The following is a 24,233-nucleotide window of genomic DNA, read 5'->3' as shown; positions in this document are numbered from 1 at the left end:
GGAAACACTCGACACGGTGCGCAACGCAGTCAAAGATCAGGACCCGCTCAGTTGCGCTCCTGCATCAGTCGCCAGACCTGCTCCGACGTAGCAGGCAGGCTGGTGACGCGCACGTCCGCCGCCGCCCGAATCGCGTTGGCGATGGCAGCCGCCCCCGCCGTGATGGGCGGCTCGCCGACGATGCGCGCCCCGAAAGGACCGTGCTCGGAAGGGCGCTCAACCAGCACGGCGTCAATGGGTGGAAGATCGCTGGCCGTGGGGAAAACGTATTCCAGAAAGTTCGGGTTGCTCAGCGTGCCGCTCTCGAAGTGCAGGCCCTCGTACAGGCCCATGCTCAGGCCCTGCGCCGCGCCGCCGTGCATCTGGCCTTCGACGAGCAGCGGATTGAGGGCGTAGCCGACGTCCTGGATACACACGGCCTCCAGCGGCGTGACATGTCCGGTGTCGGGATCGACCCGCACGCGGACCAGCTGGGCGGTGAAGCCGGGAGCCCCGCCCTTGAGGGCGGCCCGGCCCTCGGCAACGACAGGTCCGGGACCGCCGGGCAGCCGCTGGCCGCGCTGGGCGAGCTGACCCAGCGTCACGCCCTGTCCAGCCACGCCGCGCACGCGCGCCTGTCCCTCGCTCAGCTCGATGTCGTCGCGGTGCGCCTCGAAATGCGAGGCTGCGAGGTCCAGCAGCTGCTCGCGGACCTGCTGACTGGCCCCCAGCACCGCGCCCGACAGGCTAATGGTAACCTGCGAGCCTCCCGAGGCCGGCGCGTACGGGCCAGCGTCGGTGTTGCCCTGCACGATTTCCACAGTCGCCGGATCAATGCCCAGCGTTTCGGCGACGATCAGCACCATCGAGCTGTGGACCCCGCTGATGTCCACGCTGCCCACATGCAGGCGCACGGTGCCGTCCGTGTCTACCCGGCAGACCGCGCCAGCTGGCGAGAAGCCGCCCGGCCAGCCGCCGACCGCCAGACCTACTCCCTCATGGGGACGCTCGGCGCGCGACTGCCACAGCGGATGCTCACGCGCCCGCTCCAGACAGGCCTTCAGGCCAATGTCGGGCCATGGGCGTCCCGTGCCGGTGGGATCGCCGCCCTCGACCGCGTTTTGCAGCCGCAATTCCAGTGGGTCGAGGCCGAGGGTGCGGGCCAGCTCGTCCACGCTCGACTCCAGCGCAAACAGGGCCTGTGGCACGCCGGGCGCACGGTACGCCCCGACCGGGGACCGGTTCGTGAGCACTTCCAGCGTCTCGATGTGCACGTCGTCGCAGCGGTATATCCCCCCAATCACGGTGGCCAGGATGCCCGCGTGCCCAAAACGGAAGACGCCGTTCTCGATCACAGCTTGGACGTCCAGGCCGACGATCCGTCCGCTCTCATCGGCCCCCAGGCGCACCCGGATGGACGTGCTGGGGGCGGGCATGGTCGTCAGCATGTCCTCGCTGCGCGAGAGGATCATCCGCACTGGACGGTCCACATGCAGCGCCACCGCTACCACCAGGGCGTCCACGATGCCGTACTTCGCGCCGAAGCCGCCGCCCACGGTCATGGGCTCGATGCGCACATCCCCCTCGCGGAGCCCCAGGGCGCTGGCCACCTCGCTGCGGACGGCGTACTGGCCCTGCGTGCTGGTGTAGACCGTGACCTGACCGGGGCGCATGCCCGGCTCGGCCACCACCGCGTGCGGCTCTAGATAGGACTGGTGAACCCGGGCGTTGGTGTAGGTGTGCTCGACCACGACGTGGGCAGCGGCCAGGGCGGCCGCGGCGTCACCACGGGCAAAGACCCGGCGCTCGTCGACATTCGACCTGGTCTCGTCTCCCTGGACGCTCGCGTCGCCGCCGTGCAGGCTGGCCAGACTGCTGTCGGCCTGCGGCACCCCCTGGGGCCACACCAGCCGCTCGTCGGTCATGGCCTGTTCGGCATCGTCGACGCTGTCCAGAACCTCGTAGTCGATGTCCAGCAGCGCGGCGGCGTCGGCAGCCTGGGCCTCTGTATCCGCAACCACCACCGCAACCGGCTGGCCGGCAAATCTCACCTCGTCCTGAGCGAGCAGCATGCTGGGGCGGGAGTGGGCGGTGCGCCCGCCGTTAAGGTCCTGTCCGGTCAGCACAGCGACCACGCCAGGCTGGGCCAGGGCGGCGGCGGTGTCGATCCCTCGGATGCGGGCGTGGGGATAGGGCGAGAGCACGGGGCGGGCGTGCAGCATGCCCCGCAGGGCCACGTCCGCCGTGAAGCGGGCCTTGCCGCTGACCTTTTGGGGGCCGTCGATGATCGTGCGCCGTTTGCCGAGATGAACCGTGTCCTTCACTCGAAACCTCCAGGGGGTGTGTAACCGAGATTCTACGGCGTGGCCGCGCCCGCCACCATCGCCCCACAGCGGTCGGGGAAAGGCCACTGGGCTAGACTCCGGCTGAATCCATTTCACGCCCACCGTTCTCCCTGGAGGTTTCCCACCATGCCCTGTTCTGCCTCACACCTATGACCGGCCCCGCCGCTTCTGACCTCCCCCTGTCCGGCATCCGGGTGGCCGACTTCACGCGGGTGCTGACTGGCCCCTTCTGCACCATGCTGCTAGGCGATCTGGGCGCGGACGTGATCAAGATCGAGCCGCCCGGGGGCGACGACACGCGCGGCTGGGGGCCGCCCTTTCAGCATGGACGCGGCCGGGATTCGGAGAACGGGCGCGAATCCAGCTATTTCTTAAGCGTCAACCGCAACAAACGCAGCGTGGAACTGGACCTCAAGACGCCCGAAGGCATGGACGTCGCCCGCCGCTTGATTGCCAGGAGTGACGTGCTGGTGGAGAACTTTCGCCCCGGCACGCTGGATCGCCTGGGCCTGGGCTGGGAAGCGTTGCGCGCCGAGCATCCCAGGCTGATCTACGCCAGCATTTCCGGTTTCGGGCTGTCCGGACCGTACAAGGACCGCGCTGGCTACGACGTGATCGCGCAGGGCATGGGCGGCATGATGAGCTACAACGGCGAGGCGGGCGGGCCGCCGCTGCGGGTGGGCGTGGCGGTGGCCGATGTGTTTGCCGGCTCGCTGATCACCCAGGCGATTCTGGCCGCGCTGTTTCAGAGGGAGCGCACCGGACGGGGCGAGCGGGTGGATGTCAACCTGCTTGAGAGCGTGATCGCGCTGGGGTCTTCGCAGGTGGGGCGGTATCTGGCGACCGGGGAAATTCCCGTGCCGGTCGGCAATGACCACCGCAGCATCGTGCCGTACGGGACGGTGGCCTGCGGCGACGGCTTCGTGAACATCGCGGTCGGCAACGACGCGCTGTGGCGGCGCTTCTGCGCGGCCCTGGAGTTGGGCGAGTTGGGCGCAGACCCGCGCTTTGCCACCAACGAGGGCCGGGTAGAACACCGCACCGAGCTGGACACGTTAATGCTGGACGGTCTGGCCCGTTTCACCCGTCAGGAGATCATGGACCGGCTGGAACTGGCAGGCGTGCCGTGTGGCCCGGTCAACAACATGGCCGAGGTCTTTGCCGATCCGCATGTGCAGGCCCGTGGCGTGGCGGTGGAAATTGAGCACGCGTCGCTGGGCCACACCACCGTGACCTCACCGCCGTGGGAAATCGCGGGCCGGAGTCTGCCTGTCCGCCGCGCCCCACCCACGCTGGGGCAGCACACGGCGGAGGTGCTGGGAGAACTGGAAGGCTAGCCAGCGGGCTGCGGGCACAAGAACGGCAAGGTCACTCCAGCACCGTCAGCGGCCCCAGCGCCACCACCGTCAGACGGTCCAGCGGACACAGCCGCAAAACCTCGCGCACAGCCTCGACATGAACGTTGGCGTACCGGTCCACCAGTTCTCCCGTCGTCTCGGACCGTCCGGTCGCCAGATACTCCATGCCCAGCGCGAACAGGCGGCCCTGCGGTGTCTCAGCGCGCAGCAGGGTGGACACGGCCAGCTTACGGGCGGCGCGGCGCACGGCGGGTTCGGTGATCAGCTCCTCCGCACCGCGCAGAACGTCCCGGAAACGGTCCAGTACCTCCTGGGCGCGCTGAGGGTCACAGGAAAACCCGCCCTCAAAAGCCCCGGCGTCCCGGTATTCCAGGTGAGCCAGATCGGCGCTGTCGGCCAAGCCGGTGTCCAGCAGCGCCCAGTACAACGCGCCGTTCTCGCCGCCGATCAGGTCGGCCAGCACGGCGGCGGCCTCGCGCAGGGGGTGGGTCACCGGCAGGCCGGGAGCGGCGGCGGCCACCTGCACGCGGCTCAGCTCGGGGTCAGGAATGACCCGGGCGTGGACCGGGCGAACCGGGGTTGGGGGCGGCTCGGCACCCGGCGCGGCGGCGGCAGGCCAGTCGGCAAGATGAGCGGCGGCCCAGCCCAGCACCACTTCCGGCTCAAAGGCACCGGTCAGTGCCAACGTCACGCGGCCCGCACCGTAGCGCCGCTGATGATCTTGGGACAGAGCGTCGCGGGTCAGGCCCCCCACCGTCTGCGCCGTGCCCAGGATCAGGTGACCCAGCGGGTGGGCCCCCCAGTAGTCGGCGCGTAGCTCATCGATCACGCGCACGCCGGGCTGATCGGCGTACATGGCGATTTCTTCCAGGATCACGCCGCGCTCGGCCTCCAGATCGGTCGCGCGCAGCGCGGGACGCATCAGCTCGGTCAGGGTGTCCAGCAGCTCCCCCGTCTGCTCGGGAAGGCAGGCGGCGTGATAGACGGTGGCTTCCTCGCCGGTAAAAGCGTTGGACTGGCCCCCCAGATCATCGAGGCGCTCGTTGAGCACACCCGCCGACAGCCGCTCGGAACCCTTGAACATCAGGTGCTCGAGGAAATGGCTCGCCCCCATCTCGGCGGGCCGCTCGTCGCGCGCCCCGGTATTGACGAAGTACCCAGCGGCGACGGTCTGCGCGTCCGGGTCAGCCTCCAGCAGAAGGGTCAACCCATTCGGAAGAACGTGACGTAGCGGTCTTCTCAGCGCTTCAGACATCCTGTGGCCCCAGAGTCACGATCGTCATCTCCGAAACCGGGTCGTAGCCTGCCAGAAAACGGTTCACACCCTCCAGGGTCAGGGCGTCCAGACCCTCTCGCAATTCGGCCAGCGGGCGCACACGGCCGAAGACGGCCACATCACGGGTCAGCGCCCCAGCGCGGGCACGCATGGATTCCGCCCCGAAGACCACGCTGGCCCGCAGGCCGTTGCGGGCACGGCGGAACTCGTCGGCGCTAAGGCCCTGCGGCAGGCGCGCGAATTCCGCGAGCATCACATCCAGCGTCTCGGGGGCGCGGGCCGGGGTGCTGCCGGCGTAGGCGGTCAGAAAGCCCTGGCCGCCCAACAGCACCGGCGAAGCACTGACCGCGTAGGCCAGCCCGCGTTCCTCGCGCACGGCGTGGAACAGACGGCTGGCACTGCCCCCGGACAGCGCCGTCAGGACCACCTGCCACGCCAGCCAGCGCCGATCGCCCGGCGCAATGCCGGGAGCCGTTAGGCTCAGGTGGGTCTGCTCGGCGTCCTCGTCGAGAACATGCAGGCGCTGCCCAGCCTGAAAGTCCGCCTGGGCGCGGGGCTGACGGCCCGGGCGCAGGCCTCCCAGGGCGCTGGAGACCAGGGCCAGGGCCACCGCCGGCTCCAGATCGGCCACCAGACCGAGCACCGCGCCGCGCTGCCCGTAAGCCTCCAGATGCGCCCGCAGATGATCCGCCGTCAGCGCCTCCAGTCCCCCCAGGGTGCCGCTCGGCGGGTGGGCAAAACCGGCCAGGGTGGAACCGGCAGGCCGCGGAAAGGTCACCCGCCGAGCTTCCATCGCCAGCAGATCGGGCGGGCTGTCCTGCACGGCGTCCAGATCCTGCCGGGCCAGATCGGTCAGCACCGGCAGTTCGGCCTCCGGCAGATCGGGGCGCAGCAGCACGTCGGCCACCAGGGCCAGCGAGGCGCTCAGGTCATCCCGCAGCCCGGACACGCCGATCCTGGTCGCCTCCGGCCCCACGCCACCGCCCCGGCGCACGCCCAGATCATCGAAGGCGTCCTGCAGGGCGCGGGCGTCACGGCCCGCCGCGCCCTTGAACAGCCACTCCTCCAGCACGCCCGAAGCCCCTTCCAGACCCACCGGATCGTGGGCGCTGCCGACCGGAAGGCGCAGATCAAAGGCGAAGCCCGGCCCGGCCCGGCGCTCGAAAGCCACGTGCAGACCGCCAGCGAGGGTCCACAGTTCACAGGCGGGGAGAGCTTGGGGAGCAGCAGGCATCCGGGGATTGTAGAGGGTTGTGGGCCGCGCGATGTGGGCTGTGGGGGGATTCGCCGGGGGGTACAGCGGCGGGAAACGGGAGGTTGTGCAACTTTCCACCGATTCTTTCCCGCTCCGCTCACGGCATGCTGGAGTCGTGAGGCGTTTTCTGGGACTGGTCTTTTTTCTCGCGCTGCTCGCTGGGGCGCTGTACCTGCTGTGGCCGCAGATCAGGAATGCCCAGCGGTACGCAGCGCTGATGTCTGCACCGACGCCGACAGCGAACAGCCTGCCCAACCCGCTGCCCGGCCAGGCCCTGACCGACACCTGGGGCGCGGCCCGCAGCCAGGGACGCAGGCATGAGGGCATCGATATCTTCGCCAGAAGAAATACAGCCATTCGCGCCACCACGCGCGGCATCGTGCTGAATGTCGGCCCCAATGGGCTGGGAGGACGCACTGTGATGATCCTCGGCCCCGGCGGCCAGCGACACTATTACGCGCACCTGGAAAGGTATCCGGAGCTGAAGCGTGGCCAGTGGATCGAAGCGGGGACTGTCGTCGGCTACGTGGGGGACAGCGGCAATGCCAGAGGCACGCCCCCGCATCTGCATTATGGGATTTACACGGGCGGCGGGGCGATCAATCCCTATCCGCTCCTTGAGAAGAACCGAGCAGCGCCCTGACTGCCGGCCATTCCTCCGCCGTGATCGAGTACATCACTGTATCGCGCAGGCTGCCGTCCTGACGGCGCTGGTGGCGGCGCAACACGCCCTCGCGCACCGCGCCGAGTTTCTCGATGGCGCGCTGGGAACGGGTGTTCCGGTTGTCGGTCTTGAGCTGTACGCGCTGCATGCCCATGCTCTCGAAGCCATACGAGAGCAGCAGCAACTTCATACGGCGGTTGATGCCGGTCCCCATGTAACGCGGGTGCAGCCACGTCCAGCCGATTTCCAGCCCCGCGTGCGCCGTCCGGATGTCACCGTAGCGCGTGCTCCCCGCCAGTTCGCCGTCCACCACGATGGCGAAGGCCTGCTGATCGGGCGCCTCCAGAGCGCTGCGGTAGTAGGCCACGTCGGAGGGCGAAAGGCCCATCCAGATCAGCTCGGCCTCGCAGTCTGCCGCCAGCGCGCACAGGCCGGAAAAATCTGCTTCCGTCAGCGGGCGCAGGGTCAACTCACCGTCGGTCAGGGTGATGGCATGGTGCATGGAGCAGTTTAGGTCGGATCTCACGCCCGGCGGCCTCTTTGGGCGTCTCGCCCGGCTCCACGCCCCCACCGGGTAATGTCAGGCGCCCGACGACAGGTTGTGGCGTGGGCGGCATCATCCGGTCTGTCCTGCAGGCAGATGCGGGCAGAGGTTCACGCCCGTAACCACTGCCGTATGGTTGCGGCGATTCAAGCCCACGGTGGCGAACGAGGTGTCGCCGAACTTGAACCAGGCGCGTGGCGTTTGCAGCAGCTCACGCAGCATGGAATTGAGAAAGCCACCGTGCGAGACGACGAGCACCCGCTCTCCCCCGCCCTGCCAGATGTGTTCCAGCGCCAGCAGGGCACGCGCCCGGATCGCCGCCTGGGACTCGCCGCCCTCCGCCGTGAAGGCGTCCAGCTCGTGCCGGAAGGTGGGGATGGGATAGCGCCGCCTGGCCTCCTCCCTCGCGTCCCAGCCCGGCCAGCGGGCCGTTGTTCCATTCGCGCAACAAGTCGGACGGTGTGAGCGGCAGGTTCAGCGCGTCTGTCATAGTGCGGGCAGTCTCAAGCGCGCGGGCGAGGGTGGAGCGATACGCGCGGTCAAAATCGGGCGGATGGGCCGCCCAATAAGTGGCCAGTGCCTGCGCCTGGGCACAGCCCACTGCCGTCAGCGGTGAGTCGTAGCGGCCTTCGTGAACGTCCTCATCGTCGGCGCGGCTGCGTCCGTGGCGCAGCAGGGTCAGATGCAACTCGGTCATGCCAGCGCTGCCAGCGCCTCTACCAGACCTGCGCCGCGCCCACGCAGGGCAGTCAGGGTGCCAGAGCGGTAAAGTTCCCCGGCAAAAGCCACGTCTTCAGGGGAGTGAGCGGCGAAACTGTTCAGTACGTGTCGTTCTCCGGCAGCCCGCTCCTCTTCCCACAGCGCATGTGCTTTGAGCCGCAATGCCACCCGCTGGACGTCCTCCGGCGCGCGGCCCACGCGAATCCGCTTGCCTGACACGTACGGATCGTTCGTCAGCAGACGTGTGCAACCGCCCCAGGGATCGGGGGCGGCGTACTCCACCGCCCGCAAGCCGCTCATGGCGATGGCCCCGGCACACTGCGGACAGGGTTCCACGGTGGTCAGGACTGTCCAGGTGCGGCACTCTGGGCGCGGTGTGGCTGCCAGATTCAGCAACGCATTGATCTCAGCGTGCGCCAGATCATGCCCAGCGATCGAGCCGCCCTCGACACTGCGAGGCTCACCCAGCCGATTGCGCCCCCGTGCAATGACCGCACCCTCTGCGTTCACCACACAGGCCCCGATGGGATACGAGCCGCGCAGGTAAGCCTCCCAGGCTTCAGAAAGGGCCGTGTGCCAGCCCAGAGACATATGGGCCACAGCGCCTTCCACCGTCACAGTTCTGCCCGGTACCGCTCGACCAGATCATCCAACGCCTCACGCAGCAGGCTGGCTTCCGTGCGGCCCAGCGCGCCGCTCAGCTTGCTCAGGCGTTCGAGCTGGCTTTTGGGGTAGTAGTTGGATTTAAGGACCATCTTGGATTCCACGAAGATGCACGCGCGCCCCCGGCCCTCGCGCTTGGCCCGCAGCAGGGCCTCATCGGCGGCGCGGTACAGCTCGGCATACTCACTGGCATGGGCGGGGCGGGCCGCCAGCCCCACGCTCAGGCCCAGGCTGCGCGGCCAGTGCGGATCGCGGTGAATATGAAAGTGCCGGATGACCTCATCGAACAGGATCAGCGCGGTCTCAGCGGCACTCTCGGGCAGCAGGACGGCATACTCGTCGCCCCCAATCCGTCCGATGATGCTGCCAGATGGCAAGCTGCCCGACAACAGTCGTTCCACGACGCGCAGCACGCGGTCGCCCTCAGTGTGGCCCAGGGTGTCGTTCAGCGTTTTGAAGTGATCCAGATCGAGCACCGCCAGCGTGAGTGGGGCAGGGCCAAGGCGGGCGAAAGCCTCTTCAAAAGGAGTGCGGGACAGAATATCCGGACGGGCCATAGGGATTCCTCCTGTTATCGAGCTTATATATATTTGCCTTACATATATATGTCACACAGATGAGGTAAAAGGGGTATATGCTGTTTAGACGTGCTGGCGCATCTTGAGCGCATGGGACTCAACTTCTCAGACTGTCGCGCTTGACATTTTTAGCTTAAGACGACTATTCTCGCGTGCGGAACGGCGAAAACCTGCCGAGCAGAACAGGCATGGTTACGGCCCCAACTTCATTCGCAGGAGGAATATCCATGCTTAAACCTTTAGGTGATCGTGTACTGGTGGAAATCGTCGAGGACACCGAGCAGAAGACTGCAGGCGGCCTGTATGTCCCCGATTCGGCCAAGGAAAAGAGCCAGCGCGGCAAAGTGATCGCCGTGGGCAGCGGCAAGATGCTGGACAACGGCACCCGCGTCGCCCTGGACGTTGAGGTTGGCAACACCGTGTACTTCGCCAAATACGGCGGCACTGAAGTCAGCCTGGAAGGCAAGAACTACTCCATCCTGGCCGAGCGCGACATTCTCGCCATCGTCGAGTAAGACGGTCTCTCCGCCTTTTAAACCCTCGAATTTTTAGATCCACTCCGAAGGAGTCCCGCAATGGCTAAACAACTTGTATTTGATGAATCCGCTCGCCGCAGCCTGGAACGTGGTGTGAACGCCGTCGCCAATGCCGTCAAAGTGACCCTGGGGCCCCGTGGCCGCAACGTGGTCATCGAGAAGAAGTTCGGCAGCCCCACGATCACCAAGGACGGCGTCACCGTCGCCAAGGAAATCGAGCTGGAAGACAAGCTGGAAAACATCGGCGCGCAGCTGCTCAAGGAAGTCGCCAGCAAGACCAACGACATCACGGGTGACGGCACCACCACCGCCACCGTGCTGGGACAGGCCATCGTCAAGGAAGGTCTGCGCAACGTGGCCGCTGGCGCAAACCCGCTGGCCCTGAAGCGCGGCATCGACAAGGCCGTCATGGTCGCCGTCGAGGAAATCCAGAAGCTGGCCGTGCCGGTTGAGGACAGCGAGGCCATCAAGAAAGTCGCGGGCATCAGCGCCAACGACGATCAGGTGGGCGAGGAAATTGCCTCTGCCATGGACAAGGTGGGCAAAGAAGGCGTCATCACCATCGAGGAATCGAAGGGCTTTGACACCGAAGTCGACGTGGTGGAAGGGATGCAGTTCGACAAGGGCTTCATCAACCCCTACTTCGTGACCAACCCCGAGAAGATGGAAGCCGTGCTGGAAGACGCTTACATCCTGATCGTCGAGAAGAAGATCAGTAACCTGAAGGATCTGCTGCCCGTGCTGGAAAAAGCGGCGCAGACCGGACGCCCGCTGCTGATCATCGCGGAAGACGTGGAAGGCGAAGCCCTCGCCACGCTGGTGGTCAACAAGCTGCGCGGCACGCTGAACATCGCTGCCGTTAAGGCCCCCGGCTTCGGGGATCGCCGCAAGGAAATGCTGCGTGACATCGCCGCCGTCACTGGCGGTCAGGTCATCAGCGAGGACCTGGGGCACAAGCTGGAAAACACCGGTCTGGACATGCTGGGTAGCGCCGCGCGCATCCGCATCACCAAGGACGAGACCACCATCGTGGACGGCAAGGGTGAGCAGGCCGAGATCGACGCCCGCGTCAACGCCATCAAGGGCGAACTGGACAGCACCGACAGCGACTATGCCAAGGAAAAGCTCCAGGAACGTCTGGCCAAGCTGGCGGGTGGCGTGGCCGTGATCCGCGTCGGCGCCGCCACCGAAACCGAACTGAAGGAAAAGAAGCACCGCTACGAAGACGCCCTGTCCACCGCCCGCTCGGCGGTTGAGGAAGGCATCGTGTCTGGCGGCGGCACCACGCTGCTGCGGATTATTCCCGCCGTCCGCAAGGCCGCCGAGAGCCTGACCGGCGACGAGGCCACCGGCGCGCGCATCCTGATCCGCGCCCTAGAAGAACCCGCCCGCCAGATCGCCGTGAACGCGGGCGAGGAAGGCAGCGTCATCGTGAACGCCGTGGTCAACAGCGATAAGCCCCGCTACGGCTTCAATGCCGCAACGGGCGAGTACGTGGACGACATGGTGGCTGCCGGGATCGTCGATCCCGCCAAGGTCACACGCACCGCACTGCAGAATGCCGCCAGCATCGGCGCGCTGATCCTGACCACCGAAGCCATCGTCTCCGACAAGCCCGAGAAGCAGCAGCCCCAGCCTGCCGGCGGCATGGGTGGCGGCGACATGGGCGGGATGGACTTCTAAACATAGGTCATCAGCCCTCCATTGGGGCCTTAGGTACCGGGGAACCTCCGCTACTCAACCCACCACAGCAGGGCCGTAAAGAAGTCGGAGCATTGTGCTCCGACTTCTTTAATTTTGCCTCCATTAGCAGGGACACGCCACTTCCAGAGTGGTCCAGGGGACAGGTGAAAAATTCTGTCACCCGTTGACAGGTGTGGTCGTGTGACTTGTGTAAGATCGAGTCTTAATAATGAGGCGAGGAGCCTCAGGCTCTGATTTCCCTTTCCGCACTTCTGCTCCCCGCTCTCTTCCATCCCGAAAGGCATTTCTTGAACCCTGCCTCGTTGAATTCGAATTTTGACACCTGTCAGGCGGTGCTGGACAGGACGCGAGCGCTTCTAGGAACTGATACCAGAGCTGCCGTGCAGATCCTGGAGACTTCTTCCTGCGGGCTCGCGTCCTGGCCTCTGCCATTGCAGGGTGAGGCAGAGCTCCTGTGGGCGCAGGGCTTACTGGAACTCGAGGACGGTGAGTCAGCGGTTCAGCACGCGCAAAATGCCGCCGCGCTGTTGGCTGAGGCTGGTGACACGCCGGGACGGGTGGCCGCCCTCCTTCACCAGACAGAGGCTGAAGTGCTGTGTGAGCATTACGACCGGGTGTCCGAACTGGCCCATGAGGTCAGACGACTGCTCCCCGATCAGCGCACGGCGGAACTCGCTCAGACCTTCAAGCTGGAGGGCATGGCTCTTTTCCTGCAGGGCAAGTACCGTGAGGCCAGCGCCAGTATTCTGGAAGAGTCCGTGGTTCGTGAGGAACTCCAGGACCACGAGGGATACGCCAAGTGCCTGAACAATCTTGGGCTGATCCATATCGAACTGGGAGACCTGCACCGGGCCCTGGAACATCTGGCCCGCTGTTTTGAGTACATCACCCGCTGTCCGGAGCCACTGCATAGCCTGGAAAGTGCCTGTCTGATCAATATCGGCAACATTCACCAGATCCGGCAAGAATTTGACCGGGCCACCGAGGCCTTCGAGCAGGGCATGGCCGCCGCGCAGCTGTCAGGGGACACCGCCAATGAAATCGCTGGGCTAACCGGGATGGGCCTGGTCGCCCGAGACCGTGGACACGACAGGGAGGCGCTGCGGCTGCTGCTCCAGGCCCTCCGGCTGGCCCAGGCAAATGGGCGCCGATACAACGAGGCCGAAATCCTGGACAACCTGGGGCAGGTCTATGTCGGTCTGGGCCAGCCGGCACTGGCCCTTGAAACGTTCGAGCAGGCGCTGAACCTGTCCAGGATTCTGGGGGCGCTGCCCAGTGAGCAGAATGCCCTGGTCCATCTGGCACGCCTGCAGACAGAGGGTGGCCAGCTTGAGCAGGCGGCGGCTCACTTTGAGCTGGCCCTCGCATGTGCGCAGCAAAGCGGCAGTGAACGCGCCGCGCTAGAGATTCACGAACACCTTGGGGAGGTCTTGCAGCGTCTGGGGCGCTTCGATCAGGCCACTCTGCACTTCAGACAAGCACTCAGCCTTGAACGGGCCCTGCACGCCCAGGACCGGCAGGACACCTTTCTAAGCCTGACCACCCAGCTGGAAGTGGAACGGGCCAAGCACCAGGCGGAAACCTATCGCCTGATGAATCTGACCTCGCAGCAAGCCCGGAATGAAGCCGAGCAGGAGGTTCAAAAGCGGACAGCCGATCTGGAACAGGCCCAGCGCGAGATCATCACGCGCCTGGGTCTGGTCGGCGAATACCGAGACGACAAGACGGGCAGCCACACACAACGGGTCTCTCAACTTGCGGCTTCGCTGGCGCAGGCCATCGGGCTGCCCGCCGCCGAGGTGGACTTGATTCGGCTTGCCTCACGGTTGCACGACATCGGGAAGATCGGCGTGCCCGATGTTGTCTTACTCAAGTCCGAGAGACTGACCGCCGAAGAATTCACGATCATGAAGCATCACACGACTATCGGGGCGCGTGTGCTTGAAGGCGGTCAATCGGACCTGATGAGAATGGCCGAGGAAATTGCCTTGACGCACCATGAGCGCTGGGACGGCAGCGGCTATCCCCAGGGTCTGCAAGGTGACAACATTCCGCTGACAGGCAGGATCGTGGCCATCGTCGATGTCTGGGATGCCCTGACCACCGAACGGCCTTACAAGAAAGCCTGGTCCAGGGAAGACGCCTGGCGGGAAATCGCCCAGCAGTCGGGCAAACACTTCGACCCTTACCTGGTTGAAGTGTTTCTCGGTACAATTGCTGGCTCTTTTCACACCGATGCCCAGGCCCCGTCCAATGGGGGCGTACAGAACCTGGAACCCTCAGAGCTGCTCCCCCCTTCCGACGCTCCGCTGGACGTCAGGCCCACCCTGCCTGCGCATGTCATCCAGCACGTGGACGCTCTGAATGCGGCGGCCTGGCAGAAGCGACGGGCCGAGCCGGGCGAGAGCCTCAGGGACGCGCGCGAGGCGCACCAGATCTCCGAGCAACATGATCATCCTCTGGGGTTGGCTTACGCCCTGCGCACCTTGGGTTTTCACGACATTCTGCAGTCCGAATTCAAGGCTGCGCTGAACAAGCTGGATCAGGCTGTAAATATCGCGCAGGCCTGCGAAGACCTGACCCTAGAACGCGATTGCAAAAATCTGCTGGGGAATGTTTACCGCGTCATCTACAACACGCAACGGGCCATCGAATGCCTCCTCGAGGCTATGGAACTCTCCAGACGGCTGGATGACCTGGCCGGTGAGGCCAGCGCCCTGATGAATCTGGGCGTGGTGGTTTCCTCGCGCATGAAAGACTTTGACAAGGCCCTCTCGTACTATCAGCAGGCCCACGAAATCTTTGAGAAGGCAGGCAATGAATCGGCGCAGGTGGCCTGTCTGTACAGTATGGCCGACGTTTATCAGGAGTTGGAGCAGTTTGCAGAGGCCCAGACCTGGGGAGAACGGGCTGCTCAGCTCAGTGCGAGGATGGGCGACATTCTTCATCAGGCGCTGTCCATCTCGGTGGTCGCCCGAGCACTTGATGGACAGGCACAGTCGGTGCGGGCCGCCGCGCTGCACCACCAGGCGCTGGCGCTTTTACAGACACCGCAACTGAATATGCCAGAGCCCCTGGCGTGGATTCAGCTGTATTCCGCGTCGAATCTGGAAACCGGTGGGGCCATTCAGGAGGCGTGGGGCCTGTACGAACAGGTGCTGACCCAGTGTGAACAGTTTGACTGGCAAGAACTTGCCGTTCTGACCCACCACAAACTCACGCTCCTTCACAAACGCCGCGGCGATCTGGAACGTGCCATGACCCACCTGGAACGAGAGCGGGAAATTCAGCGTCAAGTACTGGAGGAAGAGCTGGCCCTGAAAAACCGCGCTCTGATGGTGCAGTACGAGGTAGACCGGGCCGAGTCTGAGGCGAGGCTTTACAAATTACGTTCTGTCGAACTGGCGAGTGCCAATGTGGCGCTGGAGCAGGCCAACAGGGAGAAGAGCGCACTGGTGGCAGTCTTGCAAGAGCAATCCCTCCTGATGGAACGACAGTTGCGCGAGGACAGCCTGAGCGGAGTCTTTAATCGCAGCCACATCGAGGAGATTCTGGCGCGTGAATTCGAGCAACACCATGCGGCAGGTCGTGTCCTGTCACTCATCATGCTTGATGTGGACCACTTCAAACGGGTCAACGACCGTTTCTCCCATCCCGTTGGGGACGAGGTGCTGCGACAGCTGGGGGCCCTGCTGCGGGACATCTGCCGTGATTCGGATGTCCCAGGGCGCTATGGCGGCGAGGAATTTGTGCTGGTGCTGCCGGATACTCCCCTCTCCGAGGCCGCCGCTATAGCACAGCGTCTGCGAGCCGCTATTGAGGAGACGGACTGGGCCGCGATTGTCCCAGGTCTCTCGGTCACCCTCTCACTGGGGGTGGCCACCAATGAAGGTCTGCCGAACTTCGAGCGCCTGGTGTCAGAGGCAGACGAAAAACTCTACGAGGCCAAAAGGCAGCGCAATTGCGTCGTGTCCTGAGCCTGCTCCAGGTGGGCAGGAGCCCGTGGTGCGCACCTAAGACCCTCATTGGCCCCGCCTTAACCAGTCAGGCTGATGCGACGCCGTATTGATCTTCATTAAACAATTAGAAAAGAGGGCTGTAAGAGTTTCTGGGCAAGCTGTTAATTAGTTCACAGCGCGCTTTTTGCTGACGTCTTGCTCGCTGTTGTGGATCTAGTAACAACCTGCCGTTATTCATGCCAGGAGCTCCTATGGTCAATCAAGCCCGAAAGCAGTTCTATTTCTGTCTTACCGCAGCCACGCTGACTGTGGCCCTGCTGACGTCCTGTGGCAGTCAGCCATTGCAGCCACAAAACAGTCAGGCAACGCTGACGCCTCAGGCGGTCACCAACACCATGGGCCTGCCCAAGGACTATAAATACCTGCATACCCTGAGCATCTCAACGGGTGTATCCAAGGCCAGCCTGGTCAAAATGTATGGTGGGTACATCGTCGCCTATCGACCTGAACTGGGCAGCGCCATTGTTGCCAACAACCATGCCACCAAAGGCGGTTACGACAGCGCCCCGGTTGAGCTCAGTACCAAGGCCTACACGATCAGCGAACAGGGGTACGGCACCTGGGCCTCCGGCTTCGGCACCTGGGCCACTGGCTTCAGCACCTGGGCAACGGGCTACAGCAGCTGGGCTACCGGCGGAACGCCCATTGCCACGACGTTCACAGAAAATATTTCAGCCTGGAATCTAATCCAGCTCAGCGAGGCGCATGCACTGGTCCCAGAACTGGGTCAGGGCGTGAAGGTGGCTGTGCTCGACACCGGGCTTGACCTGAACCACCCGGCTTTCCGCGGCAAAATAGACACCCTCAATGCCAGGGATTATCTCGATGGCGACAATCTTCCTCAGGAAGTGAACGGTAGCAGTAGCGGGTTGTCCAACGGTTACGGGCACGGCACTGCCACCGCCAACATTCTTCTGCAGGTCGCTCCCAAAGCCACCCTCCTGCCCATCCGGGTGCTGGATGCCAACGGCGACGGTGACACCAGTACAATCGCCAGCGCGATTGACTATGCCGTTGAGCGGGGCGCCAGAGTCATCAACCTCAGCCTGGGCAGCACCAGCTCATCGTACACCCTGAATACCGCCATTAAGAATGCCGTTTACAAGGGCGTGGCCGTGATCTGTGCGTCCGGTAACACCGGCGATACCAGGGTCCTCTATCCGGCCCTGACCGCCGACACCACCACCACCCAGGGTACGGGTTCAGTGGGCGTAGGCAGCGTGGGCTTAAATTTCCTGAAGTCCAGCTTCAGTACGTATGGCCCGAATCTGGAGATAACGGCGCCCGGTGAGAACATCGTCACTGCTTTCCCAGGTTCGCAGCTGGCCAGTGTGAGCGGCACCTCGTTTTCCGCACCGGTAGTCTCGGGCATCGTGACCCTCGCCCTGTCTACCGGGCTGACCCCTACCACCGCCAGCCAGATTTCAGTTATATTAACGAATCTTAATAGGACTGCCACGCCAGCCAAAGATTCCAACTTTGCCTGGGGCCTGGGTTACGGCACTGTGAATGCCTACTCCTTCCTCAAGATTTACCGCTAGGAGCCTGAAGATATGAAGCACATACGTTATTTCCTTCCCTTGTTGACTGGTGCCTTGCTGGCTGCGTGTGGAACCACGCCACTCAGCACAGCCAACCCGTCAGAGCATGGAAGCACCCTGCAGGCTCAGGCCACCGAAACTCCACCGGTGATGAAGCTGGCCGCTGCCACTGGCCGGATTGGTGCCTGGGCCACAGGGAGGATTGGGGCCTGGGCCACGAGTCGGGATGCCAGTACCGTCCCCGGTGGTGCCCTGAATACGTTCAGTGAAAACATTGCCGCCTGGAATCTCATTCACCTGAGTGAAGCCCAGGCTCTGGCGCCGCAACTGGGCAAGGACGTTATCGTGGCCGTGGTCGACACCGGCCTTGATCTGTCCCATCCTGTCTTTTCCAATCGTTTGACGGCTCCTGGCACCTGGTACGACTTCGTTGGACGGGACACCAATCCCACGGACGTTCGCACGGCCACCAGCGCCATGTACGGGCACGGAACGGCGGTTGCCAGTCTGATCTTGCAGGTTGCTCCGGGAGCGAGAATCCTGCCCATCCGCGCCCTGAATGCAGATGGCGAGGGAACCGTGGCAGACCTCGCTGCTGGCGTCGACTGGGCTATTCAACAGGGCGCGCAGGTCATCAACGTCTCTGCTGTCTCCAGTGTTGATAGTGATCTCAGTCTGGCGCTGGCCCGCGCCGCCGCTCAGGGCATCTATGTGACCCTCGCGGTGGGCAATGAGGGCGTCCAGCGAATCGCGTACCCGGCGCGCAACTCCACCATGAAGAACGTGCTCGGTCAGTACGCTGTCAATGCTGGGGCAGTGAACAGCGACCGGAGCCTGGCCAGCTGGTCCAATTACGGAAGTGCCCTGGAACTCACTGCGCCGGGAGTGGCTCTCGCCACCGCCGTTCCTGGGGGGAACTATGCCCTGGTCAGTGGCACCTCGTTCGCTACACCGGTCCTGAGCGGTACGTTGGCCCTGGCCCTGGGTGAGTCTTATCAAAAGGCCTTCAGGGGTCAGCTCGCACTTCAGTTGAATGCCACGGCAACCGACATCAAAAGTGCCAACCTCGCTCTGAGCAATGGCGCCAGCGATGTTATGGGTAATGGCGTGGTGAACGCTCAGGCATTCCTGCAAAAAGTCAGATAACCTGCCAGGGTTGTCCCGACCGAAGCTTTAGCTTTCGGCATCTTCCGGCCTCCAGAACCATCGGCTGACCCTGCAGGGCCAGCCGATGATGTCATGTCACTCAGCCGCGCCCCAGCTTTTGGGCCTCCAGAAATCACAAAGCTTAAGCAGGGATCACCAGACCACCTGGCCCGTTACTGTAGACCCACCACCCTCACCAGATTCACCCGAGCCTGCCATTCCAGCTCCACGAACTCTGGCGTCGTATAAATGCGCTCCCGATTCAGAAAACCGCGCAGGACTTTTTGACGGCCTGTCCGGTAGATCGAAGAGGGAACGTGCGCGTATTCCTGCCGGATAGCGGTGTCGTAGGCATCAAATTCAGCGGCAGATGCGCCCAGAATAGCCAGATCGGCATCCACCATCAGGGCTTCGGCGCGGCTGGCTGGGGGTGCGACGTGTTTCGTCGCCAGAATCAGCTCCCGGACCTCCTGCCGAAGCTCGGTGGACGCCTGCCGTGAGGCCAGCCAGCCGTCAAACACTTCCGCGCTGCGGTCCTCATTGTCGCCTGCCGTGGCGTCGTAGACCAGATCGTGACCCCAGGCAGCCAGCGCCAACGCCGGAGTCAGGACGCCGCGTGAGTCCAGGGCGGTCATCACGCTACGGACGTGCTCAGCGTTATGGTAAAAACGCCCCGCCGCCGAGTACGCCGGGAGGCAAAAGGCCTCCGCCGCCCGTAACAGGGCGGTTTCAGCCTTCCTGTTCACCCATACCGCGCCGCCAGGGCCGCTCCGATCACTCCGGCATCGGGGCCAAGCTGGGCGCGGCGGATGGTCACGGGCGCAAAGCCCTTGGCATACTCGTCGGCGGCCGCCTGCACGCCGTGGAAGAAGTAATCGCCCACACTTGCAACGCCGCCGCCGATCACAAACACCTCGGGGTCTATCACTTTCTGCAGGTCCGCGAGCGCCACGCCAATGTGCTTCATGGCCTGCGCGATGACGCGCCGTACACCGGGATGGCCCTGCTGGGCCAGGTTAAAGGCCTCGGCCGTGGTCACGTCGCGGTTCAGGGCGTAGCTGGCGTCACGGGCAATTGCGGTGCCGCTGGCGACAGCCTCCAGCGCGCCGTCCAGTCCCGCACCGCTGACTGGGCCGCCGGGCATCACCGTGATGTGCCCCAGTTCCCCGGCCACGCCATGCCGCCCGCGCCAGATGCGCCCGTTGAGCACGATGCCTGCGCCGATGCCAGTGCTGACGGTCACGTAGATGCTGCTCTCGGTGCCCCGTGCCGCGCCCAGGTGGGCCTCGGCCAGGGCAGCGGCCTTGGCGTCGTTTTCCAGCACGATGCGCTGCGAGAGCCGCTCCAGCAGGCCGTCCACCATCGGCACGTCTGTGAAGCCGTAGATGTTGGGGGCGAACTTGACGCGGGTGCGGTCACTGTTCAGTGGCCCCGGAATCCCCACGCCGATCAACCGGGCGGCCGGGTGTTTGGCCTGAAGATCACGGATCTGGGCCGCAACGACGTCCAGCACCGCCTCCCAGCCGGTCTCGGGGGTGGGTTGGACGTGACGGTCCTGCAATTCGTCGCCGCGCAGCACACCGGTGGCGATCTTGGTGCCGCCGACATCGACACCGATGCTGAGCTGTTCGGACAGAGAAAGATGGGTCATAGAGACTCCTGATCAGGAAGCGAGAGCTGAGAGGGCAGGGCGGTCAACGGCTCACTGTATCTCGCCGCCCGCTTCCTCTGGATCAAAGCCCAGGAGTTCCAGGGCCTCAGCCAGTTGCACCTGCGGCACGTACAGCCCCACATCGCCCATGTAGCCCCCTGTCTCAATTTCAATCACCGGGGAGCCCATCGCCCACTGAAAGGGCGTGCGGACCACGCTGACCACACCGCCGTCCCAGAGGGTGCGCCGCCAGCCCTCTGCCAGCAGGCGCGGCAGGGTGTCCAGCCGCACCCAGGGGTCTCCCTGGTAGAGCACGCGGTCATCGTACTGGCTGTCTCGCGACGGCCCGCTCATGAGTCCTGGAGACCGTGGGCCAGCAACGGTCCCACCAGCTTGCGGAAACGTTCGGGCAGCGCCTCGGGCAGGTGGGCGGCATTCACACGCACCTGGACCGAACGGGCAAAAGCGCACGGCACGTTATCTGCCACGAAACGCGCCGCCACCGTCCAGCTGCTGCGGCCCACGCGCTCTACCAGCGACTCGATAAACACCGTCTGGCCCAGCCGGATCTCGCGCACGTAGTCCAGTTCCAGCCGAGCCAGCATGGAACGGTCATCGTCGCCCTGGATGCCCAGCGCCGCCGACATGTCCATGCGCGCCACCTCCAGAAACTCGGCGTAGCGGGCGTTGTTCACGTGTCCCATGGCGTCCACGTCGGCGAAACGCAGCTGGATGATGGTGCGGTGGGCGTCGTTCCAGTTCAGGGCGGGAATGCGCCCGCCAGCGGGAGCAGCGGAAGGCTGAGCGGTCATGCCCCGTAGTGTAGCGGTCCCCGGCCTGACGCCCATGTGCGCTGCGGTCGCTGAACATCCCGCCCCAGGTCAGCGGCCCGGCCACGCCCTCAACGTCCTGGCCTGCCTCACTCTGGCCCACATGACCGGGCGCTATGCTGCAACCCGCATGACCGACGCGCCCGCCCCACCCCCACCCCCTTCTCCATCTCGCAGACGCGTCAGCCTGCGGCGCCTGGCCCGTCTGCCCCTGACCATGATGCTCACCAGCCTGCTGGCCGGCCTGGGGATCGTTCAGCTCAGCTTTCAGCTGATCAATGCCGGGTACCGCAGCGTCACCTGGACCCTTCAGACCGAGGAAGCTCAGCGCCGCGTCAAGGGTCTGGAGCGAGACGTGCAGGTGTTGCAGGACGCCGAGGCCAACGCCAACACCCCCGGCTACCTGCGTGAACTCGCCCGTTGCCAGGGCTTCGTAGGCCAGGACGAGCGCGTCGTCGTCAGCCCGGACGCGCCCGAGAGCCCCGGCGAGAACTGCAAGACGCTGCGGCTGCCGTAACCGGGCCACGTTGCCGTTCGGGGTCTGTTGCTGCCCCGAGGGCTCCAGGGGCTAGAACACCCGGTCCAGAATCAGTTTTTCTGACACTGGCGCCGTCTCCGCAATACTCAGGCCCTCGGTCAACAGGCGCTGGGCGGTCTCCAGCCCCCGCCCGTCACGGTGATACAGGCGCAGCACCGTTTCCCCTGACGCCACTGCCTCACCCGGTTTCCTGACCAGTTCCACGCCGACGCCGTGATCGATGGTCTCGCCCTTGCGCTCGCGTCCACCGCCCAGGGCCAGCACCGCGCGGCCCACGCTTAGGGCGTCAATGCGGTCCACAAATCCAGCCGAGGACGCGGTGATCTCGGCGCGTCCGGGAGCCACATCCAGCAGGGACGGATCGTCCACCAGCGTCCCATCGCCGCCCTGCGCCGTCACGAAAGCGCGGAACTTCGCCAGTGCCGAGCCGTCGTGGAGCGTGGCGCGGGCACGGGTCTCTGCCACCGCCTCGTCCTCACCGTAGGCCGCCAGCGCCTCCACGGCCAGGGCCACACACAGCTCGGTCAGGTCCTGCGGCCCCTCGCCGCGCAGGGTAGCCAAGGCTTCGTGCACTTCCAGGCTGTTGCCGGCCAGATGACCCAGCGGGGTGTCCATATCAGTCAGCACGGCGCGCACCTGCCGTCCAGCGCGGGTGCCGATGTCCACCATCGCGCGGGCCAGCGCCCGCCCGTCGTCGAGGGTTTTCATGAACGCCCCCGCCCCCACCTTCACGTCCAGCACCACGGTGTGCGCGCCAGAGGCCAGTTTCTTGCTCATGATCGAGGAAGCGATCAGCGGCAGACAGTCCACCGTGGCCGTCACGTCGCGCAGGGCGTACAGTTTGCCGTCGGCGGGGGCCAGGTCCCGGCTCTGCCCCACCAGCGCGAGACCGATGTCGTGCGCCTGCGCGATAAAGCGGTCCTCGGACAGTTCGGAGGTCCAGCCAGGAAAACTTTCGAGCTTGTCGATGGTGCCGCCCGTATGGGCCAGGCCGCGCCCGCTCATCTTGGCCACCGTCAGGCCCAGCGCCGCCAGCATGGGCGTCAGGATCAGGCTGGTCTTGTCGCCCACACCCCCCGTGCTGTGCTTGTCCACGGTGCGCGGCAGGCCACCCAGATCCATCTGGTCACCGCTGGCGGCCATCACCGCCGTCAGGTCCGCCGTCTCCTGCGCGACCATGCCCCTGAGGTACACGGCCATCAGCCACGCGCTGATCTGGTAGTCGGGCACCTCGCCGCGCGTGTAGCCCAGCACCAGGGCTTCAAGTTCGGCACGGGAATGCTCTTCACCGTCGCGTTTCTTGCGGATGAGATCGGGAACATTGAAGGCAGAGGAGGAGGTCATGCGGCAGTTTACCTGCCCGTTTCCCCACTGACGGTCGGGGCCTCACCACTCTTCCAGCCGATCTTGAGGTGCGTGCCGTCGCAGAAGGGTTTATTGCCGCTCGCACCACAGCGGCACAGTGCGGCGCGCACCTCCCTCACCTCGCCCCCTGGCGTTTGAAGGCTCAGGTTGCCGGACACCACCAGCGGGCCATCCGGGATGGGGCGGACGGTGGTGGGATCGGCTGGCCTCTCAGGTTCACTGGCTTCCAGCGCGTAGTGCAGGGCCCCGGTGGGACAGGTGCGAACCACCGCCACCACGCGCTCGGCAGGAGCCTGCCACGGCTGAATCCACGGACGCTGGGCGGTATCGAAGACCTCCGGCAGTCCGCGAACGCAGTTCGCGACATGCACGCAGCGGCGGGCATCGTAGTAAACGGTCACGCCGGGGGCGACGTACGCCCTGCCCTGGGCCAGGTCTTCAGCGGTGGGGGGCAACTGGGTCATGGGTCAGTTTACGCCCCTCCTGGCGCTACAGGAGACACGGGGCACAGGCGTCAGAGGCCGCTCCCCAGAGCATCGATTCCGCCAGCGGCTGCGGTCACGGATGGACCCTGTGCCACACCCGCGCAGCGCGCCCCCAGCCGCGCGAACACGGCCAGGAGTTCCGGCGGGCCGTCCACCCGGAAACCACAGTCCAGGCCCAGCAGGAAGGCAGCGAAACCGCCCAGATCGCTGCGCCCGGCCCGCAGGCGGGTGCCCCCGGCCTCGGCGCTGATGTCGGTGAACCACACCGAGACGCGGCCCCGCAGGTCCTCGGGCGGGGCGTCCAGCCACACGCTGATCGGCGCGGCAGGCGCCTGCGTCGGCAGGGTCGAGCGCAGGTAGGCCAGCGCGTCAAATCGGGTGGGGGCCGTGAAAGTGGTCTCCAGCACACGAAGCTCCGTCATGCGGTCCAGCCGGAAGGAGCGCAGGGCGCCTTTGAGGTGGCAGCGCCCCACCGCGTACCAGCGTCCGTCCAGATGCAGCGCGCGGTACACGTCCACCCGGCGGGTCTGACGGAAGGACTGCGGTGAGGCATAGGAGAACTCCACCGTCTGGGCGGCGTGAACGGCCCCCAGCAGTTCAGAGAGTAACGCCGCGTCGGTGGAGACCACCCACGGCGAGGAGTCGAACTGCACCGCGCCCGAGAGCGCCTCCACCGTCTCGCGCAGGGCGTGGGGCAGTGTGCGGGCCAGCTTGGCACTCGCCGCGTGGGCTGCCGGGGCCAGCGCCCCCAGCCCCAGCAGATGCAGCGCCCGCAGTCCCAGCGCCAGACTCAGGGCCTCCTCGCCCGTGAACATCAGCGGCGGCAGCCGGAAACCCGGTTTCAGGCAGTACGAGCCTCCCACGCCGCGCCGCCCCTCCACCGGAATGCCTAGATCCTGTAAGCGGGCAACGTAGCGCTGAACGGTGCGTGGGCTGACTTCCAGCAGGGCGGCCAGCTCCGCACCGGTTACGCTCTCGCGGGCCTGAAGCAGTTCCAGCACGGTCAGCACCCGCATGGAGGGGTCATACATTCATG

General features: G+C 65.2%; 23 protein-coding genes and 1 pseudogene. 8 read left to right on the top strand and 16 right to left on the bottom strand.

Annotation, left to right across the window (positions count from 1 at the left end):
- Positions 1-47: 47 nt before the first annotated feature.
- Positions 48-2,303, bottom strand: a complete 2,256-nt coding sequence (locus tag HNQ08_RS19820; protein WP_184136054.1) for a xanthine dehydrogenase family protein molybdopterin-binding subunit — start codon at positions 2,301-2,303, stop codon at positions 48-50.
- 170 nt (positions 2,304-2,473) lie between these two features.
- Between HNQ08_RS19820 and HNQ08_RS19815 the strand changes: the two genes are divergently transcribed.
- Positions 2,474-3,661 (top strand): CaiB/BaiF CoA transferase family protein, encoded by a 1,188-nt coding sequence (locus HNQ08_RS19815; protein WP_184136052.1) that lies wholly within the window; start codon positions 2,474-2,476, stop codon positions 3,659-3,661.
- 31 nt (positions 3,662-3,692) lie between these two features.
- Here HNQ08_RS19815 and HNQ08_RS19810 read toward each other — a convergent pair whose 3' ends face one another.
- Both HNQ08_RS19810 and HNQ08_RS19805 read right to left on the bottom strand, forming a co-directional pair.
- The gene (locus HNQ08_RS19810; protein ID WP_184136050.1) at positions 3,693-4,937 is read right to left on the bottom strand and encodes a M16 family metallopeptidase; all 1,245 of its coding nucleotides are present in this window, start codon (positions 4,935-4,937) and stop codon (positions 3,693-3,695) included.
- Positions 4,930-6,192: a M16 family metallopeptidase gene (locus tag HNQ08_RS19805; RefSeq protein WP_184136048.1), complete on the bottom strand. Its 1,263-nt coding sequence runs from the start codon at positions 6,190-6,192 to the stop codon at positions 4,930-4,932. The genes HNQ08_RS19810 and HNQ08_RS19805 overlap by 8 nt, the downstream gene beginning before the upstream one ends.
- Positions 6,193-6,328: 136 nt before the next feature.
- On the opposite strand from HNQ08_RS19805, the gene HNQ08_RS19800 reads away from it, so the two are divergent.
- Positions 6,329-6,856 carry a peptidoglycan DD-metalloendopeptidase family protein gene (locus HNQ08_RS19800; RefSeq protein WP_184136046.1) on the top strand — a complete coding sequence of 176 codons (528 nt, stop codon included), beginning with the start codon at positions 6,329-6,331 and terminating at the stop codon, positions 6,854-6,856.
- On the opposite strand, the gene HNQ08_RS19795 is transcribed toward HNQ08_RS19800, so the two are convergent.
- From HNQ08_RS19795 to HNQ08_RS19775, 6 genes and pseudogenes are all read right to left on the bottom strand, one after another.
- The gene (locus tag HNQ08_RS19795) at positions 6,813-7,379 is read right to left on the bottom strand and encodes a GNAT family N-acetyltransferase (RefSeq protein ID WP_184136044.1); all 567 of its coding nucleotides are present in this window, start codon (positions 7,377-7,379) and stop codon (positions 6,813-6,815) included. The two genes, HNQ08_RS19800 and HNQ08_RS19795, sit on opposite strands and share 44 nt — an antisense overlap.
- On the bottom strand, positions 7,348-7,494 hold the full coding sequence (locus HNQ08_RS28300) for an NUDIX hydrolase (RefSeq protein WP_425321362.1): 147 nt from the start codon (positions 7,492-7,494) through the stop codon (positions 7,348-7,350). The genes HNQ08_RS19795 and HNQ08_RS28300 overlap by 32 nt, the downstream gene beginning before the upstream one ends.
- Positions 7,494-7,799 (bottom strand): histidine phosphatase family protein, encoded by a 306-nt coding sequence (locus tag HNQ08_RS27995; protein WP_229790141.1) that lies wholly within the window; start codon positions 7,797-7,799, stop codon positions 7,494-7,496. Before HNQ08_RS27995 ends, HNQ08_RS28300 begins: the two co-directional genes overlap by 1 nt.
- 106 nt (positions 7,800-7,905) lie before the next feature.
- Positions 7,906-8,118 (bottom strand): annotated as a pseudogene (locus HNQ08_RS27990) (phosphoglycerate mutase family protein); the annotation flags it as partial.
- Positions 8,115-8,732: a nucleoside deaminase gene (locus tag HNQ08_RS19780; protein ID WP_184136219.1), complete on the bottom strand. Its 618-nt coding sequence runs from the start codon at positions 8,730-8,732 to the stop codon at positions 8,115-8,117. The gene HNQ08_RS19780 and the pseudogene HNQ08_RS27990, both read right to left, overlap by 4 nt.
- Positions 8,733-8,755: 23 nt before the next feature.
- Positions 8,756-9,361 carry a GGDEF domain-containing protein gene (locus HNQ08_RS19775; protein WP_184136040.1) on the bottom strand — a complete coding sequence of 202 codons (606 nt, stop codon included), beginning with the start codon at positions 9,359-9,361 and terminating at the stop codon, positions 8,756-8,758.
- A gap of 248 nt (positions 9,362-9,609) precedes the next feature.
- Between HNQ08_RS19775 and groES the strand changes: the two genes are divergently transcribed.
- The 5 genes from groES to HNQ08_RS19750 all read left to right on the top strand — a co-directional run bounded on the left by groES (position 9,610) and on the right by HNQ08_RS19750 (position 18,328).
- Positions 9,610-9,897, top strand: coding sequence for a co-chaperone GroES (gene groES, locus HNQ08_RS19770; RefSeq protein WP_184136038.1), 288 nt, complete (start codon positions 9,610-9,612; stop codon positions 9,895-9,897).
- Positions 9,898-9,957: 60 nt separating this feature from the next.
- Positions 9,958-11,601 carry a chaperonin GroEL gene (gene groL, locus HNQ08_RS19765; protein ID WP_184136036.1) on the top strand — a complete coding sequence of 548 codons (1,644 nt, stop codon included), beginning with the start codon at positions 9,958-9,960 and terminating at the stop codon, positions 11,599-11,601.
- Positions 11,602-12,053: 452 nt separating this feature from the next.
- Positions 12,054-15,599, top strand: coding sequence for a tetratricopeptide repeat protein (locus tag HNQ08_RS19760; protein ID WP_184136033.1), 3,546 nt, complete (start codon positions 12,054-12,056; stop codon positions 15,597-15,599).
- Between the two features lie 233 nt (positions 15,600-15,832).
- Positions 15,833-17,182, top strand: coding sequence for a S8 family serine peptidase (locus tag HNQ08_RS19755; RefSeq protein ID WP_184136031.1), 1,350 nt, complete (start codon positions 15,833-15,835; stop codon positions 17,180-17,182).
- A gap of 12 nt (positions 17,183-17,194) precedes the next feature.
- Positions 17,195-18,328, top strand: coding sequence for a S8 family serine peptidase (locus HNQ08_RS19750; RefSeq protein WP_184136029.1), 1,134 nt, complete (start codon positions 17,195-17,197; stop codon positions 18,326-18,328).
- A 173-nt stretch (positions 18,329-18,501) separates the two neighbouring features.
- On the opposite strand, the gene HNQ08_RS19745 is transcribed toward HNQ08_RS19750, so the two are convergent.
- The 4 genes from HNQ08_RS19745 to HNQ08_RS19730 are packed head-to-tail and all read right to left on the bottom strand — an operon-like array spanning position 18,502 to position 20,791.
- Positions 18,502-19,074, bottom strand: coding sequence for an HD domain-containing protein (locus HNQ08_RS19745; RefSeq protein ID WP_229790135.1), 573 nt, complete (start codon positions 19,072-19,074; stop codon positions 18,502-18,504).
- Entirely contained in the window at positions 19,071-19,979 is a 909-nt protein-coding gene (locus HNQ08_RS19740; protein WP_184136027.1) for an ROK family protein, read from the bottom strand. The genes HNQ08_RS19745 and HNQ08_RS19740 overlap by 4 nt, the downstream gene beginning before the upstream one ends.
- A gap of 51 nt (positions 19,980-20,030) precedes the next feature.
- Positions 20,031-20,333 carry a hypothetical protein gene (locus HNQ08_RS19735; protein WP_184136025.1) on the bottom strand — a complete coding sequence of 101 codons (303 nt, stop codon included), beginning with the start codon at positions 20,331-20,333 and terminating at the stop codon, positions 20,031-20,033.
- Entirely contained in the window at positions 20,330-20,791 is a 462-nt protein-coding gene (locus HNQ08_RS19730) for an acyl-CoA thioesterase (protein ID WP_184136023.1), read from the bottom strand. Before HNQ08_RS19730 ends, HNQ08_RS19735 begins: the two co-directional genes overlap by 4 nt.
- Here HNQ08_RS19730 and HNQ08_RS27545 point away from each other — a divergent pair.
- On the top strand, positions 20,790-21,326 hold the full coding sequence (locus tag HNQ08_RS27545) for a hypothetical protein (protein WP_229790136.1): 537 nt from the start codon (positions 20,790-20,792) through the stop codon (positions 21,324-21,326). The genes HNQ08_RS19730 and HNQ08_RS27545 overlap by 2 nt on opposite strands.
- 51 nt (positions 21,327-21,377) lie before the next feature.
- Here the strand turns inward: HNQ08_RS27545 and HNQ08_RS19720 are convergent, their stop codons facing one another.
- From HNQ08_RS19720 to HNQ08_RS19710, 3 genes are read right to left on the bottom strand one after another with little or no spacing between them, the layout of a single operon-like run.
- The gene (locus tag HNQ08_RS19720; protein WP_184136021.1) at positions 21,378-22,691 is read right to left on the bottom strand and encodes a thymidine phosphorylase; all 1,314 of its coding nucleotides are present in this window, start codon (positions 22,689-22,691) and stop codon (positions 21,378-21,380) included.
- 8 nt (positions 22,692-22,699) lie between these two features.
- Positions 22,700-23,176, bottom strand: a complete 477-nt coding sequence (locus HNQ08_RS19715; protein ID WP_184136019.1) for a (4Fe-4S)-binding protein — start codon at positions 23,174-23,176, stop codon at positions 22,700-22,702.
- Positions 23,177-23,226: 50 nt separating this feature from the next.
- A complete protein-coding gene (locus HNQ08_RS19710) occupies positions 23,227-24,228 on the bottom strand; it encodes a helix-turn-helix transcriptional regulator (protein WP_184136017.1) in 1,002 nt (333 codons plus the stop codon).
- Positions 24,229-24,233 lie beyond the last annotated feature (5 nt).

The organism is Deinococcus humi (assembly GCF_014201875.1).
Taxonomy (GTDB): Bacteria; Deinococcota; Deinococci; order Deinococcales; family Deinococcaceae; genus Deinococcus; species Deinococcus humi.
The sequence above is the reverse complement of the archived record's forward strand: the minus strand, read 5'-3'. Positions and strand labels throughout refer to the sequence as shown.

What these genes read in the sequence shown, in the direction of transcription:
- HNQ08_RS19815 (WP_184136052.1), top strand. Translation starts at nt 2,474, where the DNA reads ATGACCGGCCCCGCCGCTTCTGACCTCCCCCTGTCCGGCATCCGGGTG.
- HNQ08_RS19810 (WP_184136050.1), bottom strand. Translation starts at nt 4,937, where the DNA reads ATGTCTGAAGCGCTGAGAAGACCGCTACGTCACGTTCTTCCGAATGGG.
- HNQ08_RS19805 (WP_184136048.1), bottom strand. Translation starts at nt 6,192, where the DNA reads ATGCCTGCTGCTCCCCAAGCTCTCCCCGCCTGTGAACTGTGGACCCTC.
- HNQ08_RS19795 (WP_184136044.1), bottom strand. Translation starts at nt 7,379, where the DNA reads ATGCACCATGCCATCACCCTGACCGACGGTGAGTTGACCCTGCGCCCG.
- HNQ08_RS28300 (WP_425321362.1), bottom strand. Translation starts at nt 7,494, where the DNA reads ATGCCGCCCACGCCACAACCTGTCGTCGGGCGCCTGACATTACCCGGT.
- HNQ08_RS19780 (WP_184136219.1), bottom strand. Translation starts at nt 8,732, where the DNA reads ATGTCTCTGGGCTGGCACACGGCCCTTTCTGAAGCCTGGGAGGCTTAC.
- HNQ08_RS19775 (WP_184136040.1), bottom strand. Translation starts at nt 9,361, where the DNA reads ATGGCCCGTCCGGATATTCTGTCCCGCACTCCTTTTGAAGAGGCTTTC.
- groES (WP_184136038.1), top strand. Translation starts at nt 9,610, where the DNA reads ATGCTTAAACCTTTAGGTGATCGTGTACTGGTGGAAATCGTCGAGGAC.
- groL (WP_184136036.1), top strand. Translation starts at nt 9,958, where the DNA reads ATGGCTAAACAACTTGTATTTGATGAATCCGCTCGCCGCAGCCTGGAA.
- HNQ08_RS19755 (WP_184136031.1), top strand. Translation starts at nt 15,833, where the DNA reads ATGGTCAATCAAGCCCGAAAGCAGTTCTATTTCTGTCTTACCGCAGCC.
- HNQ08_RS19750 (WP_184136029.1), top strand. Translation starts at nt 17,195, where the DNA reads ATGAAGCACATACGTTATTTCCTTCCCTTGTTGACTGGTGCCTTGCTG.
- HNQ08_RS19740 (WP_184136027.1), bottom strand. Translation starts at nt 19,979, where the DNA reads ATGACCCATCTTTCTCTGTCCGAACAGCTCAGCATCGGTGTCGATGTC.
- HNQ08_RS19735 (WP_184136025.1), bottom strand. Translation starts at nt 20,333, where the DNA reads ATGAGCGGGCCGTCGCGAGACAGCCAGTACGATGACCGCGTGCTCTAC.
- HNQ08_RS27545 (WP_229790136.1), top strand. Translation starts at nt 20,790, where the DNA reads ATGCCCCGTAGTGTAGCGGTCCCCGGCCTGACGCCCATGTGCGCTGCG.
- HNQ08_RS19730 (WP_184136023.1), bottom strand. Translation starts at nt 20,791, where the DNA reads ATGACCGCTCAGCCTTCCGCTGCTCCCGCTGGCGGGCGCATTCCCGCC.
- HNQ08_RS19720 (WP_184136021.1), bottom strand. Translation starts at nt 22,691, where the DNA reads ATGACCTCCTCCTCTGCCTTCAATGTTCCCGATCTCATCCGCAAGAAA.
- HNQ08_RS19715 (WP_184136019.1), bottom strand. Translation starts at nt 23,176, where the DNA reads ATGACCCAGTTGCCCCCCACCGCTGAAGACCTGGCCCAGGGCAGGGCG.
- HNQ08_RS19710 (WP_184136017.1), bottom strand. Translation starts at nt 24,228, where the DNA reads ATGTATGACCCCTCCATGCGGGTGCTGACCGTGCTGGAACTGCTTCAG.